15 protein-coding genes are annotated in these 16,814 nt (G+C 75.2%); 4 read left to right on the top strand and 11 right to left on the bottom strand.

The genetic code is table 11. The annotated features are described in order from the left end of the window. Positions 1 to 155 precede the first annotated feature (155 nt). From AB0C76_RS21510 to AB0C76_RS21520, 3 genes are read right to left on the bottom strand one after another with little or no spacing between them, the layout of a single operon-like run. Positions 156 to 947: an ABC transporter ATP-binding protein gene (locus tag AB0C76_RS21510; RefSeq protein ID WP_359967633.1), complete on the bottom strand. Its 792-nt coding sequence runs from the start codon at positions 945 to 947 to the stop codon at positions 156 to 158. Next, positions 947 to 1,993 (bottom strand): iron ABC transporter permease, encoded by a 1,047-nt coding sequence (locus AB0C76_RS21515; protein WP_359967636.1) that lies wholly within the window; start codon positions 1,991 to 1,993, stop codon positions 947 to 949. The genes AB0C76_RS21510 and AB0C76_RS21515 overlap by 1 nt, the downstream gene beginning before the upstream one ends. Then, positions 1,990 to 3,027, bottom strand: a complete 1,038-nt coding sequence (locus tag AB0C76_RS21520; RefSeq protein WP_359967639.1) for an iron ABC transporter permease — start codon at positions 3,025 to 3,027, stop codon at positions 1,990 to 1,992. Before AB0C76_RS21520 ends, AB0C76_RS21515 begins: the two co-directional genes overlap by 4 nt. Before the next feature lie 100 nt (positions 3,028 to 3,127). On the opposite strand from AB0C76_RS21520, the gene AB0C76_RS21525 reads away from it, so the two are divergent. Next, positions 3,128 to 3,754 carry an HAD family hydrolase gene (locus tag AB0C76_RS21525; RefSeq protein ID WP_359967642.1) on the top strand — a complete coding sequence of 209 codons (627 nt, stop codon included), beginning with the start codon at positions 3,128 to 3,130 and terminating at the stop codon, positions 3,752 to 3,754. A gap of 18 nt (positions 3,755 to 3,772) precedes the next feature. On the opposite strand, the gene AB0C76_RS21530 is transcribed toward AB0C76_RS21525, so the two are convergent. Continuing rightward, a complete protein-coding gene (locus tag AB0C76_RS21530; protein WP_359967645.1) occupies positions 3,773 to 4,009 on the bottom strand; it encodes a hypothetical protein in 237 nt (78 codons plus the stop codon). Positions 4,010 to 4,575: 566 nt separating this feature from the next. Between AB0C76_RS21530 and AB0C76_RS21535 the strand changes: the two genes are divergently transcribed. Continuing rightward, positions 4,576 to 4,959, top strand: coding sequence for a cold-shock protein (locus AB0C76_RS21535; RefSeq protein ID WP_359967648.1), 384 nt, complete (start codon positions 4,576 to 4,578; stop codon positions 4,957 to 4,959). Between the two features lie 18 nt (positions 4,960 to 4,977). Here the strand turns inward: AB0C76_RS21535 and AB0C76_RS21540 are convergent, their stop codons facing one another. The 4 genes from AB0C76_RS21540 to AB0C76_RS21555 form a co-directional block, all read right to left on the bottom strand. After that, positions 4,978 to 5,829, bottom strand: coding sequence for a 1,4-dihydroxy-6-naphthoate synthase (locus AB0C76_RS21540; protein ID WP_359967650.1), 852 nt, complete (start codon positions 5,827 to 5,829; stop codon positions 4,978 to 4,980). Next, positions 5,822 to 6,610: a futalosine hydrolase gene (locus AB0C76_RS21545; protein WP_359967653.1), complete on the bottom strand. Its 789-nt coding sequence runs from the start codon at positions 6,608 to 6,610 to the stop codon at positions 5,822 to 5,824. The genes AB0C76_RS21540 and AB0C76_RS21545 overlap by 8 nt, the downstream gene beginning before the upstream one ends. Before the next feature lie 10 nt (positions 6,611 to 6,620). Then, the gene (locus tag AB0C76_RS21550) at positions 6,621 to 7,151 is read right to left on the bottom strand and encodes a hypothetical protein (RefSeq protein ID WP_359967656.1); all 531 of its coding nucleotides are present in this window, start codon (positions 7,149 to 7,151) and stop codon (positions 6,621 to 6,623) included. A 106-nt stretch (positions 7,152 to 7,257) separates the two neighbouring features. Then, on the bottom strand, positions 7,258 to 8,568 hold the full coding sequence (locus AB0C76_RS21555; RefSeq protein ID WP_359967727.1) for an MFS transporter: 1,311 nt from the start codon (positions 8,566 to 8,568) through the stop codon (positions 7,258 to 7,260). Between the two features lie 591 nt (positions 8,569 to 9,159). On the opposite strand from AB0C76_RS21555, the gene AB0C76_RS21560 reads away from it, so the two are divergent. Then, positions 9,160 to 10,041: a DUF3027 domain-containing protein gene (locus tag AB0C76_RS21560; RefSeq protein WP_359967659.1), complete on the top strand. Its 882-nt coding sequence runs from the start codon at positions 9,160 to 9,162 to the stop codon at positions 10,039 to 10,041. Between the two features lie 216 nt (positions 10,042 to 10,257). Beyond that, on the top strand, positions 10,258 to 13,560 hold the full coding sequence (locus AB0C76_RS21565) for a molecular chaperone Hsp90 (protein WP_359967662.1): 3,303 nt from the start codon (positions 10,258 to 10,260) through the stop codon (positions 13,558 to 13,560). A gap of 42 nt (positions 13,561 to 13,602) precedes the next feature. Here AB0C76_RS21565 and AB0C76_RS21570 read toward each other — a convergent pair whose 3' ends face one another. The 3 genes from AB0C76_RS21570 to AB0C76_RS21580 form a co-directional block, all read right to left on the bottom strand. After that, positions 13,603 to 13,824, bottom strand: a complete 222-nt coding sequence (locus AB0C76_RS21570) for a hypothetical protein (RefSeq protein WP_359967665.1) — start codon at positions 13,822 to 13,824, stop codon at positions 13,603 to 13,605. A 47-nt stretch (positions 13,825 to 13,871) separates the two neighbouring features. After that, positions 13,872 to 16,340 carry an HAD-IC family P-type ATPase gene (locus AB0C76_RS21575; RefSeq protein WP_359967668.1) on the bottom strand — a complete coding sequence of 823 codons (2,469 nt, stop codon included), beginning with the start codon at positions 16,338 to 16,340 and terminating at the stop codon, positions 13,872 to 13,874. A gap of 76 nt (positions 16,341 to 16,416) precedes the next feature. Beyond that, entirely contained in the window at positions 16,417 to 16,707 is a 291-nt protein-coding gene (locus AB0C76_RS21580) for a DUF2530 domain-containing protein (RefSeq protein ID WP_359967671.1), read from the bottom strand. Between the last annotated feature and the right edge of the window lie 107 nt (positions 16,708 to 16,814).

The following is a 16,814-nucleotide window of genomic DNA, read 5'->3' on the forward strand; positions in this document are numbered from 1 at the left end:
GACCAGCAGCGCGCGACGGGAGATCCGGTGCATCGGCGATTCCTCGGACGGTCGGACGACGGGGGAGGCGAACCCTGTCGATTATGTCCGAATCGCCACTCGGCACCCGCTCGCGCCGCCCGGCCTCGGAAGGACGTGGCGCGGTCCGTGCGCCGTCATGCCGCCGTCCACGGGGCGCCGGGGACCACCAGGGGCGTGCCGGTGACCGGGTCGGGGACGACGACCGAGTCGAGGCCGAAGACCTCGCGGACCAGGTCGGCCGTCACGACCTCCGCCGGGGTGCCCTGGGCGACGATGCGGCCCTCGCGCATGGCCACCAGGTGGTCGGCGTAGCGGGCGGCCTGGTTGAGGTCGTGCAGGACGGCGACGACCGTGCGGGCGCGTTCGGCGTTGAGGCGGCGGACCAGGTCCAGGACCTCGACCTGGTGGGCGATGTCGAGGTAGGTCGTCGGCTCGTCGAGGAGCAGGACGTCGGTGCCCTGGGCGAGGGCCATCGCGATCCAGGCGCGCTGGCGCTGGCCGCCGGAGAGCTCGTCCATGCTGCGCTCGGCCAGGTCGGTGGTGGAGGTGCGGTCCAGGGCCTCGGCGACGGCGGCCTCGTCCTCCGGGGACCACTGCTGCCACCAGCTCTGGTGCGGTTGGCGGCCACGGGCGACGAGGTCGGCGACCGAGATGCCCTCGGGGGCGGTCGGGGACTGCGGGAGCAGGCCGAGGCGCTGGGCGACCCGCTTGGTCGGGATGCGTGCCAGCTCCTCGCCGTCGAGCAGGACCGCACCCCGGGCGGGCTTCAGGAGGCGGCCGAGGGCGCGCAGCAGTGTGGACTTGCCGCACGCGTTCGGGCCGACGATCACGGTGACCCGGCCCTCCGGCACCGCGACGTCCAGGCCCTCGACGACCGTGCGCGCCTCGTAGGCCAGGGTCAGGTCACGGGCTTCCAGCACGGCCATCAGGCACCTCCACGGCGGGATCGGACGAGCAGCCACATCAGGTAGGGCGCGCCGACCATGCCGGTCACGACCCCCACCGGCAGCTCGGTCGGGGCGAGCAGACGCCGGGCGATCAGGTCGGCGAGGACGACGACCAGGGCGCCGGTCAGCGCCGAGCAGAGCAGCGGGACCTGCGCGGAGCGGGCGAGCCGCAGGGCGATCTGCGGGGCCATCAGGGCGACGAAGTCCACCGGGCCGGCCGCGCCCGCCGCGCACGAGGCGAGGACGATGCCGAGCAGCGCCATGCCGAGCCGGATCCGGTCCAGCCGCAGGCCGAGGCCGACGGCGGTCGCGTCGTCGAAGGAGATCGAGCGCTGCGCCCGCGCCGCCCACAGGGCGACGGGCACGGCGGCGAGCAGCACCCAGGCCAGCCAACCGGCCTGGTCGTAGCCGGCGCCGTTGAGGCTGCCCGTCATCCACACCTTGGCGGCCTGCGCCTGGAAGCCGTCGCCCTTGGTGAGGAAGACGGAGGTCAGCGAGGAGAGCGCGACGCTGATCCCGATGCCGATGAGGACGAAGCGCTGCGCGTGCAGCCCGCGCCGCCAGGCGAGGGCGTAGACGAGCACCCCGGCGGCCAGTCCGCCGAGGACGGCCGCGTACGGGGCCTGGCCGGTGGAGCCGACGACGCCGTACGCGACGAGGCCGACGACGGTCGCGGTGGCGCCCCACGTGACGCCGACGACGTCGGGGCTGGCGAGCGGATTGCGGGCGACCGTCTGGACGAGCGCCCCGGCCAGCCCGAGCGCGGTGCCGACCAGCAGGCCGACGACGATGCGGGGCAGCCGGAACTCGCCCACCACCAGTCCGTTCGGGTTCGGCTTCCCGAGCACGACCTCGACGACGTCGACCGGCGACACGGTGGACTCGCCGAGGCACAGCGAGGCGATCACGGTGCCGGCCAGCGCCGTCACCAGCCCGAGCGCGACGAAGGCCGAACGCCGCTGCAGCAGGAACGACGCCCGTCCGGCCCGGACGACGGTGTAGCCGCGCAGGGAAACCGACGTCACGCCGCCACCACCTTCCGCCGCCGCACCAGCGCGACCAGCACCGGGACACCCACCAGCGCCGTCATCACCCCGGCCGGGACCTCCGACGGCGGGAAGAGCACCCGCCCGAGCGTGTCCGCGAGGAGCAGCAGCACGGGGCCGAGAACGGCGGAGAAGGCGAGCACCCACCGGTTGTCGGCCCCCGCGACGGCCCGCGCCGCGTGCGGGACGGCCAGGCCGACGAACGCGATCGGGCCCGCCGCCGCGACCGCGGAGCCGGTCAGCACGGTGGCCCCGAGGGCGCCCACCGCCCGGACGAGGCCCGTCTTCGCGCCGAGCCCCTTCGCGGTGTCGTCACCGAGCGCGAGCGCGTCCAGCCCGCGCGCCACCGCGACCACGAGCACCGTCCCGAACAGCAGGAACGGCAGCAGCTGCCAGGCCACGTCGGAGGTCCGGCCGGACAGGGAGCCGACGTGCCAGAACCGGAACCGGTCCATCGTCGCGGCGTCCGTCGTGAGCACCAGCGTGTTCAGCGACGCGATGAACGCGGACATCGCCGAGCCGGCCAGCGCCAGCTTGAGCGGCGTCGCGCCGCCGCGCCCGCGCCCGGCCAGGCCGTACACGAGCATGGTGGCGGTCACGGCGCCCGCGAAGCCGAACCAGACGTACCCGGTCAGCGTCGAGATCCCGAAGCCGGAGATCGCCACGACCACGCCGGCCGCCGCGCCCTGGGAGACGCCGAGGATGCCCGGGTCGGCGATCGGGTTGCGGGTGAGGCCCTGCATGACGGCCCCGGAGAGGCCGAGGGCCGCGCCGACGGCGACGCCGACGACCGTGCGCGGCACCCGCAGCTCGCGGACGACGACGGCGTCGGCGGTGTCGCCGCCGTGCAGCAGGGCGTCGAGGGTCTCGGAGAAGGGGATCGTGCGGCTGCCGGCCGAGAGGCTCAGCAGCACCGCGCCGGCCAGGACGGCCAGCGCGGCGACGAGCCACGGTATGCGGCGGCGGGAGGTCCGTCGCCGGCCGGGCGGCGGCGCGGCGGTGGTGTCGGTCATGGGCCCTCTTCCGCAGACAACTCAGGTAAACCTAAGTTCCGCCGCGAAGCCCGGGCAAATCGCCTCGTCCCCCGCACCGGCCGTTGGATAGCCTGACGCCATGCCCGCGACTTCCGCCACCCCGCTCACCGTCGGCTTCGACCTCGACATGACGCTGCTCGACACCCGGCCGGGGATCCGCGCCACGTACCTGGCGCTGTCGGCCGAGACCGGCACCCCCATCGACGCCGACCTCGTCGTCACCCGGCTCGGACCGCCGCTGCTGGACGAGATCCGCAACTGGTTCCCCGAGGGCGAGGTCGAGCGCGCCGCCGCCCGCTACCGCGAGCTGTACCGGGAGCACGCCTTCGCCCCGACCGTCGCCCTGCCCGGCGCGCACGCGGCCGTCGGGGCCGTCCGCGCGCACGGCGGCCGGATCGCCGTGATCACCGGCAAGTACGAGCCGAACGCCCGTCTCCACCTGGAGCACGCCGGGCTGCACGCGGACGCGCTGGTCGGCGACCTCTGGGCGGAGACCAAGGGCGACGCGCTGCGCGAGCACGGCGCGACGGTCTACGTCGGCGACCACCTCGGCGACATCGTCGGGGCCCGCCGCGCGGACGCCGTCGCGGTGGGCGTGGCCACCGGGCCGTACGGCGCGGACGAGCTGCGGGCGGCCGGCGCGGACGTGGTGCTCGCCGACCTCACCGAGTTCCCGGCCTGGCTCGCCGGGCACCTGGGGGCGTAGGGCGCGAGCAGCCCGCCGTCAGGCCTGCGAGGCCGCGCGGCGCTTCTGGGCGCGGGCGTTCACGAACAGCCCGACCAGCGCGAGCAGGAAGCCCGCCGGCATCAGCATGCTCAGCCAGTACGCGGCCGTCGGCAGCGGCGTGAGGTGCAGGAACAGCGGGACGAAGGTGACCAGGGTGGCGAGCGCGCCCACGCCGAAGACGATCGCTCCGGCCCGGACGTAGGCGTCGCCGCGGTCGGCGCTCTGGCTGCTCACTTCTGCTCGCTCCTCGGGAGGTGCTCGGGGGTGCTCGGGGGTGCCTTCGGGCGCGCCCGGGTGTCCGGGGGCGTTCCGGGCGCGAGGGGCCGCGCCGGGGCACTCCAGTCTGGCAGAGCCGGGCGGGGTGCCCAGGCCCGGCTCCCGCCGCACCGCTTCGCAGACGAGCGGTTCGGTCACGTTGCGCAGTTTCCCGGAAGCTGGGAGTTTCGATCCCTGCTGAGCGGGGGTATGCACGGGTTGCCTAGGGGCGCGAGTGGCGCGCCCCGACTTCCCCGGAGCCGGAGGTGTGAGCCGCATGGACAGCGCTGAGTCGCGCCCAGGGCGCACCAGTACCGGCTCTCCCGTGATCGCGAGAGCCCCGCGGGCCCAGGTGCCCGAGTCGCCGGACCGCGGAACTTCCGTGGAACGCGGATGAGGCAGTGACGGACCGTTAGTCTGCTCCTGACAGCGTGCTGACCATGAGTGCCCACGGGCGCCGAGCCGAGGTCGGCCCGCGCTTTCCACCACCCAGTGATCCCCGGCCAGGGCCGGGATCCCTCACACCCATTCGAGGACTGTTCGAGATGCCCACCGGCCAGGTCAAGTGGTTCAACGAGACGAAGGGCTTCGGCTTCCTGTCGCGCGACGACGGCGGCGACGTCTTCGTCCACACCAAGGCGCTGCCCACCGGTGTCACGAGTCTGAAGCCGGGCCAGCGGGTCGAGTTCGGCGTGGTCGCGGGCCACCGCGGCGACCAGGCGATGGCCGTGCAACTGCTGGAGGCCCTGCCCTCGGTGGCCGCCGCCCAGCGCCGCAGCGCCGACGACATGGCGCCCATCGTCCAGGACCTGATCACCACGCTGGACGCGGTGCTCCCGGGCCTGCAGCACGGCCGCTACCCGGCGAAGCCGACGGGCCAGAAGCTGGCCGGCCTGCTGCGCGCGGTGGCCGACCAGTTCGACCTCTGAGCAGGGCCCCGAGGGGCGTCAGAACGCGAGCGCACCCGGGTCGAGCGGGGGCACCAGCCCCTCCGCGGCGGCCCGGGTGAGCAGCGCGTGGACGGCCGCGTAGCCCTCCTCGCCGAGGTCCGCGGTGAACTCGTTCACGTAGAGCGCGATGTGCTGGTCGGCGACGGCCGGGTCCATCTCCTGGGCGTGCGCGAGCACGTACTCCCGGCTGGCCGCCGGGTCCGCCCAGGCCTGCCGGACGGACGCGCGGATCGCGTCGGTGAGCGCGCGCAGCCGCTCGGCGCCCAGCGAGCGCTTCGCGACGATCGCGCCGAGCGGGATCGGCAGGCCGGTCTCCCGCTCCCAGGCCTCGCCCATGTCGGCGAGGCTGTGCAGCCCGTACTGCCGGTAGGTGAAGCGCGCCTCGTGGATCACCAGGCCGGCGTCCACCCGGCCGTCCCGGACGGCGGGCATGATCTCGTGGAACGGCAGGACGACGATCTCGCCGAAGCCCCCGGGCACGGCCTTCGCGGCCCAGAGCCGGAACAGCAGGTAGGCGGTGGACCGCTCGGACGGCACCGCCACGGTCTTCCCGGTGAGGTCCCCGGGGGCCGCCACGCCCGGCCGGGTGAGCACCAGCGGGCCGCAGCCGCGGCCGAGCGCGCCGCCGCAGGGCAGCAGCGTGTACTGCGCCAGGACCCACGGCAGGGCGCCGTAGCTGATCTTCAGGACGTCCAGCTCGCCGCGCTCGGCCAGCCCGTTCGTGATGTCGATGTCCGCGAACGTCACCTCGGGGGCGTCCGCGCCGGGCACCAGGCCGTGCGCCCAGGCGTGGAAGACGAAGGTGTCGTTGGGGCAGGGCGAGTACGCGATGCTGAGCCGTTCAGCCACGGCCGGCCTCCTCGGTGAGTGCCTCGGCGAGGGTCTCGACGAGTGCGGGGACGGGCAGCGCGGCGAAGGCCCGCTCCAGGGCGGCCAGGGCGTCGCCGATCCGCCAGGCGGCCCGGTCGCGCGGGCCCACCGGGTTGGAGACCGTCCGCAGCTCGAGGGCCGGCACGCCGAACCGGGCGGCGGCCTCGGCCACGCCGAAGCCCTCCATCGCCTCGGCCGCGGCGCCCGGGTGGCGGGCGGTCAGGGCGGCGGCACGCTCTGCGCTGCCGGTCACGGTGGAGACGGTCAGGACGGGACCGGTGACGGCCCCCAGCGCCCGTGCGGCGAGCGCGACGGCGGCCGGGGGAGGCGTGTGCCGGGCGGTGCCGAAGCCGAGCTCGGCGACGTCGGCGAAGCCCTCGGGGGTCTCGGCGCCCAGATCGGCGGCGACGATCGCGTCGGCCACCACGGTCGCGCCCACCGGGGCGTGCGGGGCGAACCCGCCCGCGATGCCGGCCGACACGACCAGCCCGTAGCGGTGCGCCCCGTGGTGGTGCGCCGACAGGGCCGCCGAGGCGCCGGCCGCCGCGGCGGCCGGACCGACCCCGCCCGCCAGGACGTCCACGGCCCCGGCGCGGTGCAGTTCCCCGCCCGGCAGTGGCAGCGGCAGCGCGTGCGCCCCGCCCGGCAGTCCGCGCAGGACCGCCGCGGCCTCGGCGGGCACCGCGACGACGACGAGCAGTCGGGCCCGCTCGGGGCCCGACTGCTCGCTGTGCCCGTCGGCGACGGCGCGCGCGGTCATCGCAGGACCGTCAGTTGTCCTGGGTGTTCAGCTGGAAGTACCAGACGGCGGTCGGGTTGTCCGAGTTCTTGTCGCCCTCGACCACGGTCACCAGCGTCTTGCCGGAGGCGTTCAGCAGCTTGCTGGCCGACTGCGAGCCCGAGTAGGTCGCGTTCTTGGCGTAGGAGAACAGGCTGTAGCGCCCGCCCTGGGCCTGCGTGCCGCCGTTGGTGAAGGCCCACCAGCCCCTGTCGGCCACGTTCGGCGAGACGCCGACGCCGACGTTGTCGCTGACGACGACGTCCGAGGTCGGGAGCGTGCCGTCCTTGAGGGCCTGGGTGGCCGTCTCCTGGCACTTCTGCTGGTCGTCCTCGGTCAGCGGGTTGCCGTCGTTCCAGCACAGCGGGTCCGCGGCGAGCGAGGAGTTGCCCACGGTCAGGGTGGCGCGGTGGCTGTTGTGCGCGGTCTGGCCGGACGCGTAGGCGATGGACCCGCCGACCGTGCCGGCGCCGATCACGACGACGGCGCCGAGGGCGGCGATGACACGGGTATCGAGGCTCATGGGTCAGAATCTACCGGGCTTCGCCGATCACGCTACGCGGGGGTCGGCAACCGCGTGTTGCCGCCTCCGCCGGGCACCCGCCGCGCACCCGTCGGTCAGGCGCCGGTCACGCGACCCGGGGCGCCGCCGGGTGCCGGCGCAGGCCCACCCGGAACAGCGAACGGATCGTCCACAACAACACCAGGCCGACCACCGCGGCGGCCACCGAGAGCCCCAGCTCGCCGTTGAGCGGCATCAGGATGCCGACCGCGCCGCCGGCCACCCAGGACAGCTGCATCAGCGTCTCCGAACGGGCGAACGCCGAGGTCCGGACCGCCTCCGGGACGTCCCGCTGGATCAGCGCGTCCAGCGCCAGCTTGCCGAGCGAGGCCGCCATGCCGGCCGTCCCGGCGGTCATGATCACCGTCGCGACGCCGTACCAGAGGGCCGAGGCCGCCGTCGCGCACGTCGCGAGCAGCAGCATCGCGGTGACCGTCGCCTCCGGGCCGCGCGTGCGCAGCCACGAGCCCAGGACGGAACCCAGCGCGTTGCCCGTGCCCGCCGCCAGGGCGACCAGGCCCAGCGCCAGCGTGGGCCGCAGGCCGCCGATCGGCTCCTCGCGCAGCAGGAACGCCAGGAACATCACCAGGAAGCCGACCAGCCACTTCATCGCCGCCATCGCCCGCAGCGCGAGCACCACCGACGGGCCGACCGTGCGCAGCGAGGTCTTGACCGGCGGTGGCTTGTGGTGGATCAGGTGCGAGCCCTCGGTGTGCACCTCGGCGTGCAGCACGGCCCGCTGTTCGCCCTTCGCCGAGTCCACCACGTGCGGCAGGTGGAAGGCCATCAGGGTGCCGATCACGAAGACCAGGAACGCCCCGCGCAGCGGCCAGCCGGGCCCGATCAGGTGCAGCAGCCCGCCCACCAAGGCGGCCACGCCGGTGGCCAGCAGACCGGCCAGGGTGACCCGGGAGTTCGCCTTCACCAGGGACAGCCGGTGCGGCAGCAGCCGGGGCACCACGACGCTGCGCACCACGCCGTACGCCTTGGACGCCACCAGAACGCCGAGCGCCTCCGGGTACAGCGCGATGCCGCCGCCCGAGATCACCCCGGCCATCGTCCAGGCCAGGACGGCCCGGGCCAGCATCGACATCGCCATGGCGGCGCGGCGGCCGTGCGGCAGGCGGTCCAGCAGCGGGCCGATTACGGGGGCGAGGATGGCGAACGGGGCCATCGTGATCAGCAGGTAGAGCGCCACCCGGCCGCGCGCCTCGCCGGTCGGGACGGAGAAGAAGATCGTCGAGGCCAGGGCGATGGTGATCAGCATGTCGCCGAAGGAGTTCAGCGCGTGCAGCTCGATCAGCTTCGCGAGGCCCGACTCGCCCGCGCCCTCGGCCGACGTGGCCCGGCGGATCCGGCGGCCGGTGCCGTGCACCACCCGGCCGGTGCGGGCGCCGACGGCGGAGGCGCCGCGGACGAGGAAGTTGCGGTGGGGGCCGGCGAGCTCCTCCAGGTCCGCGTCGGGGTTCCCGTCCGGATGCCCGGCGACCGGACCGTCGCCGTACTTCGTGAGGTCGACCCGGGTGGGCGCGGACGTCCCGGATCCGTCCGCCGGCTGCGGTTCGCCCGCAGGGTGGACCGGGGGCTGTTGTCGCGGCACCGCGTTCGTCTCGTCCGGGCCGTCGGCCTGCGAGGCGCGCAGTGCGTGCTGCGACGGGTTTTCGTCCGCCACAAGGCCATCCTGCCCCAGATTCGCTTCTGCGACGCGGGATTCCGCTCCGCTCGGCGCGGCCCCCGGAGGTCGGTCGGCGCCCCGGACTGTGCCGGGGCGCCGACCGACGGGTAGCCTGCCCAGGGTCCGCCCGCCCGGGTCCCACGGCGCCGGCAGGCCCGGACGAGCGGCGCGGTCGGTACCCGCGGCGGCCTCCGGTCGCGCAGAATGGACGAGGTACACCGAGCCGCGACGGAACAGGCAACACGCCGTGGGCGACAGAAGAACTGGGAGAGAATCGACGCCGTGAGTGCTGCGATGCGAAGCCGTACCCCCGATCGGCTCTGTGCAGAGGCCGTCGAACTCGCCCGCCAGGCCGCCGAAGAGGCGGTCGGAGCGGAGGCCGTCGGGACGCACCTCGGTGTCCAGGCGGACGCCGACCGTGTCGTCACCCACAGCTTCGAGTGCCTCGACGCGGCCTACCGCGGCTGGCACTGGGCGGTCACCGTCGCCCGCGCCCCGCGCGCCAAGAACGTCACCCTGGACGAGGTCGTCCTGCTGCCCGGCCCCGATGCCGTCCTCGCCCCCCAGTGGGTGCCGTGGAGCGAGCGCCTGCGCCCGGGCGACATGGGCCCCGGCGACCTGCTCCCCACCGACGCCGACGACCTGCGCCTGGAGCCTGGCTGGACCGGCGAGGACGAGCCCGCGCCGAACTCCGCGGTGGCGCAGGCCGCCGAGGAGGACGTCGTCGTCAGCGACCCCGGCGTCCAGCCCGCCCCGGTCCGCGCGCAGATCAACGCGATCGCCGAGGAGCTCGGCATGGGCCGCAGCCGGGTGCTCTCCCGGCTCGGCCTGCACCTGGCCGCCGACCGCTGGGAGAAGGCGCACGGCCCGCAGACCCCGATGGCGCAGGCCGCGCCCGCGTCGTGCAACAGCTGCGGCTTCCTGATCCCGATCGGCGGCTCGCTCGGGCAGGCCTTCGGGGTGTGCGGCAACGAGTTCGGACCGGCCGACGGGCAGATCGTCTCCTTCGCGTACGGCTGCGGCGGGCACTCCGAGGCGGCCGTGATCCCGGCTCCGCCGGCGCCCTCCGAGCTGATCCTGGACGAGCTGGTGGTCGAGCCGATGCAGCTCCACCCGGACCGCGCCTCCGGCTCCGTCGAGCCGGACGCGCCCACCGAGGAGCTCGGCCACTCCTGACGCGTGCCGCCGCCGGCCCGTCCCGCCACGCCGGCGGGGCGGGCCGTGGTGTTCCTCGGACGCCTCCGGCGGGTGGACGGACGCCTCCGGTGGGGGCGCCGGCGGGTGGAGACGGGGGGTCGGAGCCAGGGGCGGCGCGGGCCGTGGTCGGGAGCAGTCGGTGGGGCAGGGAAGAATGCCCTACGACGTACAGGGCGGCGGAAGGTGGCAGGTCCAGTGGAACCTCGGATCATCGGCAGCGGCACGGACGAGCACCTCGCGGACCCCTTCGGGAGTGCCGTGCTGCGCCGGCGCGTGCTGGACGCCTGGGCCGCCTCGCCGGCCCGGTTCCGGGAGGACGCCAACGCCGAGGAGGAGCTCGCCCTCGGCGGCTACCGCGACCGGCTGGTCGTCGAGTTGGCGCAGAACGCGGCCGACGCCGCCGTCCGCGCCGGACGCGGCCCCGGCCGACTGCGGCTGACCCTCGCCGACGGCGTGCTCGCCGCCGCCAACACCGGCGCCCCGCTCGACGCCGCCGCCGTCGAGTCGCTGTCCACCCTGCGCGCCTCCTCCAAGCGCGGCGAGGCGCCCAGCGTCGGCCGGTTCGGCGTCGGCTTCGCCGCCGTCCTCGCCGTCACCGACGAGCCGGCCGTGCTCGGTGCCGCGGGCGGCGTGCGGTGGTCGCTCGGTGAGGCCCGCGCGCTCGCCGAGGCGCAGCCCGCGCTGGCCGACGAGCTGCGCCGCCGCGACGGCCACGTCCCGCTGCTGCGGCTGCCGTTCGCGGCCGAGGGCCCGGCCCCCGAGGGCTACGACACGGTGGTCGTGCTGCCGCTGCGCGACGCCGCGGCCGAGGACCTGACGCGCCGCCTGCTGCTCGCCGTCGACGACGCGCTGCTGCTGACCCTCCCCGGTCTCGCCGAGATCGTCGTGGAGACCCCGGACGGCACCCGCGCGCTCACCCGCACCGCCTCCGAGCCGCGCCCCGACGGCGTCACCGAGGTGACCGTCACGGACGACGAGGGAGGTCGCCCCCGGCAGACGCTCTGGCAGACCGTCGGCGCCTCCGGCCGGCTCGATCCGGAGCTGCTCGTCGACCGCCCCACCGAGGAGCGCGCCCGCCCGTACTGGACGGTCACCTGGGCCGTCCCGGTGGCCGAGGACGGCACCCCGCAGCTGCCCGGCGTCCTGCCCGTCCTGCACGCGCCGACGCCGAGCGACGAGCCGGTCGGCCTGCCCGCGCTGCTCATCGCCTCGTACCCGCTGGACTCCACCCGCCGGCACGTCGCCCCGGGACCGCTCGCCGCCTTCCTGACCGAGCGCGCCGCCGACAGCTACGCCGACCTGCTGCGCGCCCGCGGCGGCGACCTGGGCTCGCTCGGACTGGTGCCCGGTCCGCTCGGCGACGGCGCGCTGGACAACGAGCTGCGCGCGGCGATCCTCCAGCGGCTGCCCGGCACGCCGTTCCTTCCGCACCCGGCGCCGGTCGAGGAGGGCACGCCCGCACTGCGGCCCCGGGACGCGACGCTGCTGGAGGGCGCGGACGGCTCGGTGGTCGAGGCGCTGGCGCCGATCTTCCCCGGGCTGCTGCCGGCCGGTCTGGAGCGCCGCACCGAGCTGCGCGTGCTGAACGTGCGCCGGGTGCCGCTCGCCGAGGTGGTCGACCAGCTCGGCGGCCTGGACCGCGAGCCCGCCTGGTGGCGCAACCTGTACGCGGCGCTCGGCGCGGCCGACCCGGAGGCGCTCGGCGCGCTGCCCGTTCCGCTCGCCGACGGCCGGACGGTCACCGGGCCGCGGCGCGTCCTGCTGCCCTCCGACGCCGCCGACTGGGCGGCCTTCCCCGGCTACCCCGAGTCGCTGGCCGGGGCGCTCGCCGCGCTCGACCTGCGGCTCGCCCACCCGGAGGCGTCGCACCCGCTGCTGGCGAAGCTGGGCGCCGGCACCGCGACCCCGGCCGGCGTGCTGGACACGCCCGAGGTGCGGGCCGCCGTCGCCCGCTCCTTCGAGGTGGCCGAGGACGACCTCGACGCCGCCCTCGAACTGGCGGACGCCGTCCTGGCGCTGGTCAGGGCCGCCGCCCCGGCCGTCGGCGAGCACCCGTGGCTGGCCCGGCTGGCGTTGCTCGACGACGAGGGCGAGCCTGCCCGGGCCGGCGAACTCGTGCTCCCCGGCAGTCCGTTCGCGGCCCTCGCACGCGAGGAGGACGCCGGCTGGGTGGACGACGACCTGCTGGAGCGCTGGGGCCCCGACGTGCTCGGCGCGGTCGGCGTGCTGGCCGAGTTCGTCCTCGTCCGGGCCGAGGACGTCGTGCTCGACCCGGACGACCTGGAGCGCCTCGACCCGACCGTCCCCGCCGACCGCGCGGCCGGTGGCCACCCCACCGGCCTGCTCGACGAGGCACCGGACGGGCTCGCCGAGTGGGCCGAGGACGCGCTCGACGCCCTGCACGCCGACGACGGCGACACCGTGGGCGTGCCGCCGGTGGCCGCCGAGCTGCTGGCCGTCCGCGACCTCGACCTGATCGACGACGACGCCTGGCCCGAGGCGCTCGCCGCGCTCGCCCGCCCGCCGTACCGGGACGCCGTCGTCAACCCGGTCCGCACCCTGCTCCCGGACGGCTCGTACGCCGACCTGCCGCCGTACACCGCCTGGTGGCTGCGCGACCACCCGGTGCTGGACGGCCGTGAGCCGGCCGGCCTGCGCGCCGCCGGGGCGGACCCGCTGCTGCGCGGCCTGTACGACGAGGCCCGCACCACGCTGGACGAGCAGTTCCTGCACGCCCTCGGCGTGCGGACGACGCTCGCCGCGCTGCTCGCCGAGCCGCACGGCCCGGACGAGGTCCTGGACCGGCTCACCGACCCGGAGGCCGAGATCGGCCACCGCCAGCTGCACGGCATCCACAGTGCGCTGGCCCGGGTCGACGCCGAGCGGATCGAAGCCCTGGACGTCGTACGGGCGCTGCCGCCGCTGGACCCGGAGACCGGCCGCCGACCGGCGCACACGGTGGTCGTCGACGCCGCCGAGGCGGTCGTCGCGGACGCCCCCGACCTCGTCCAGCTCCTGCACTCCCACCCGCTGCTGCCGGTCGCGCCGGCGCTCGCGGCGGACCTCGCCGAGCGCCTGCACGTGTCGCTGGCCAGCGAGGTGGCGGGCGGGCGCGTGCTCTCCGAGGGCGTGCTGCACCGGGTGCCGGCCGTGGTGCGGGAGCTGCTGCCCGGCTGCCCGGTGGCGTACGAGGAGCACGAGGAGCTGCTCGTCGTGGGCCCGGACGGCAACGAGGCCGCGGTGGACTGGCGCCTGGACCGCGGGGCGGACGCGCCCGAGCCGCCGTACGACCCGGACACGGCCGAGGCCGGCGACGAGGACGACGAGTTCGAGGTGCCGCCGGTGCCGGGCCTGCTGCACGCGGCCACCCCCGAGGGGCTGGCGGCCGGGCTGGCCTGGTCGGTCGGGCAGTGGCACCGTCGGTTCGAGGTGCTGGCCGCGCTCAGTGAGCCGGACCGGGCCTACGAGCTGTCCGCGGCACGGGACTTCGAGGGCTGAGCGGGCCGAGCGGGCCGAGCGGGCCGAGTCCGTTGCCCGGTGTCAGCGGGTCCGTCCGTCGGGGCGGGCCCGCAACCGCAGGTAGAGCGTGACGGTGACGGTCAGCCAGACCACGCCGAGCGTCACCAGCGCGGCGGCCCGCAGCGGAGGTTCGGGCCTCGGCATCACGTGCAGGACCGTCATCGCCACGGCCGTCAGCGTGACCGCCAGCAGGCCGCCCAGGAAGGCGATGAACGCCTCCAACTCCCCACCCCTGCGCGCCATCCGGCACCCCCTCTCGGGGGCATGTTAGGCCGGACGGGGACGCCGCGTCACTCGTAGCCGCGGCGTTTCATGAAGCGCCAGACGATTTCCAGGGCCACGCAGCAGATCACCGCGATGCCGACGCCCGTCCAGGGGTCGCGGATGCCGACCAGGCGGAGCTGGAAGAAGTCGGACAGCCACGGGACCAGCAGCACCAGCGCGAACGCGCCGCCCATCGCGCCGATCAGCAGCAGGCGCCACCAGTTGTACGGGCGGGCGACGATGGCGAGCACCCAGATGGCGATCAGGAACAGCGTCAGCGTGGCCACGCTGGTGTCGGCCTTGAGGTCCGTCGCGTGGTTCGCCCTGGCCAGTGCGTAGGACACGAACGTCCCGGTGCCCGCGATGACGCCGGCCGGGATCGCCAGCCGCAGCACGCGTTTGACGAAGCCGGTGCGGGCGCGCTCGTTGTTGGGGGCGAGGGCGAGGAAGAAGGCCGGTACGCCGATGGTGAGCGTGGACAGCACGGTCGAGTGCCGGGGCAGGAACGGGTACGGCGAGTGGGTGAAGATCACCAGAAGCGCCAGCAGGACCGAGTACACGGTCTTGACCAGGAACAGCCCGGCGACGCGCTCGATGTTGCCGATCACCCGGCGGCCCTCGGCCACCACCGAGGGGAGCGTCGCGAAGGAGTCGTTCAGCAGCACGATCTGGGCGACCGCCTTGGTCGCGTCGCTGCCGGTGCCCATCGCCACGCCGATGTCCGCGTCCTTGAGCGCCAGCACGTCGTTGACGCCGTCGCCGGTCATGGCCACCGTGTGCCCGCGCGACTGCAGGGCGCCGACCAGCTCGCGCTTCTGCTGCGGCGTGACGCGGCCGAACACGCTCGTCCCCTCGGCGGCGTCGGCGAGCGCCTCCGGCTCGGCCGGCAGCGCGCGGGCGTCCAGCGGGTGGTCCGCGCCGGGCAGGCCGAGGTGGGCGGCGACCGCGCCGACCGAGACCGCGGCGTCGCCGGAGATCACCTTCGCCCGGACCTGCTGCCCCTCGAAGTACCGCAGCGTGGCCGCCGCGTCCTCGCGCAGCCGCTGCTGCAGCACCACGAGGGCGAGCGGTGTGAGGCCCGCCGCCGGGTCGGGGGAGTCCAGCGGGACGGGATTGCGGCCGATCAGCAGCACGCGCAGGCCCTTGGCGCCCAGCTCGTCCACCTCGGCGAGCGCCGGGTGGCCGGCGGGCAGCAGGACGTCGGGGGCACCGAGCAGCCAGGTGGCCTCGCCACCCTGCGGCTCCAGCAGTTGCACGCCGCTCCACTTGCGGGCGGAGGAGAACGGCATGGCCTCGATCACGCGCCAGCCGGTCGCACCGCCCGCGGCCCCCGTCACGGCCCGGGAGCCGTCCCCGTAGGCGGCGATGACGGCCTGCATGGACGGGTTCGGCCGGGCGTCGGCCCCGGCCATCACGCCGAGTGCGTGCTCGATCGTCTGCGGCCCGGCCGCCCCGGGCACGCCGTCGGAGATCACGCGCAGGTCGATCACGTCCATGCCGCCCTCGGTGAGGGTGCCGGTCTTGTCCAGGCACACCGTGTCGACCCGGGCCAGCCCCTCGATCGCGGGCAGCTCCTGCACCAGGCACTGCTTGCGCCCGAGCCGGATCACGCCGATCGCGAAGGCGACCGAGGTGAGCAGCACCAGGCCCTCCGGGACCATCGGCACGATGCCGGCCACCATGCGGCGCACCGCCTCGCGCCAGTCCCGGCCCTCGACGGCCAGCTGGCTGATGATCAGGCCGATCGCGGTCGGGATCAGCAGGTAGGTGATGAACCGCAGGATGCTGTCGATGCCGGTGCGCAGCTCCGACTTCACCAGCGTGAACCGGCTCGCCTCCTCGGCCAGTTGCGCCGCGTAGGCCTCGCGCCCGACCTTCGTCGCGGTGAACGCTCCCGCGCCGGCCACCACGAAGCTGCCGGACATCACCTGGTCGCCGGGCTGCTTGAGGACGGGGTCGGGCTCGCCGGTGAGCAGCGACTCGTCGATCTCCAGACCGTCCGCCTCGGTGACCTCGCCGTCGACGATCACCTTGTCGCCGATGCCGAGCAGCACGGTGTCGTCGAGCACGATCTCGCCGACGCCGATCTGCTGGACGGTGCCGTCCCGGCGCACCTGCGGGCGGGCCTCGCCGATCAGGGCGAGGCTGTCCAGGGTCTTCTTGGCGCGCAGCTCCTGGATGATGCCGATCGCCGTGTTGGCGACGATGACCAGGCCGAACAGGCCGTCCTGGATCGGGCCGACGACCAGGATGATCCCGAACATCACGCCGATGATCGCGTTGAACCGGGTGAAGACGTTGGCCCGGACGATCTCCTTGGTGGAGCGGCTGGAGCGCACCGGGACGTCGTTGACCTGTCCGCGCGCGACCCGCTCGGCCACCTCCGCGCCGCTCAGCCCGCCGCGCCGGCCGGGCAGCAGGCCGAGGGGGTGCGCACCGTCGGGACGGTCGCCGTCACCGGGCTGCTCTTCCGCGGAGTGGGCAGGCTGCGTCATGGCACCGACTCTACGGGTGCCCTATGTCCGATGCGTGCTACTAAAGGCCTATTCGGTCCGACCGGGTGGCCGGGGTCTACGGGGCCCCGTCCGGGCCCGTCCCCTCGGCGTGCGCGGCGGCCTCGGCGGCGCGGCTTCGGGCGATCGCGTCCCGGCGGGCTCGGCAGTACCAGAGGCCGATCAGGCCGAGCAGCCCGCCGGACAGGCAGACCCAGGGCCAGGTGCCGTGGCCGTGGTCGGAGAGGGTGCCCTGGAACGGCAGCAGCACCAGGAAGGCGACGAACCACAGCACCGTGCCGCCGCCGACGATCGCGACGTCGTTGGCCTCCAGCGGCGGAGGGGAGGGGTGCAGCGGGGTCTTGGACATGGGGCCTAGCGTACGGGGCGCGGGTCCGGTGGGGATCATCCGGCGTCCGCTCGGGGACGCCTGGGACTCTACGCGCGAAGATAGCGCGTGTGCGATCCGGAAACCAT

This window comes from Kitasatospora sp. NPDC048722, from assembly GCF_040650235.1.
Lineage (GTDB): Bacteria > Actinomycetota > Actinomycetes > Streptomycetales > Streptomycetaceae > Kitasatospora.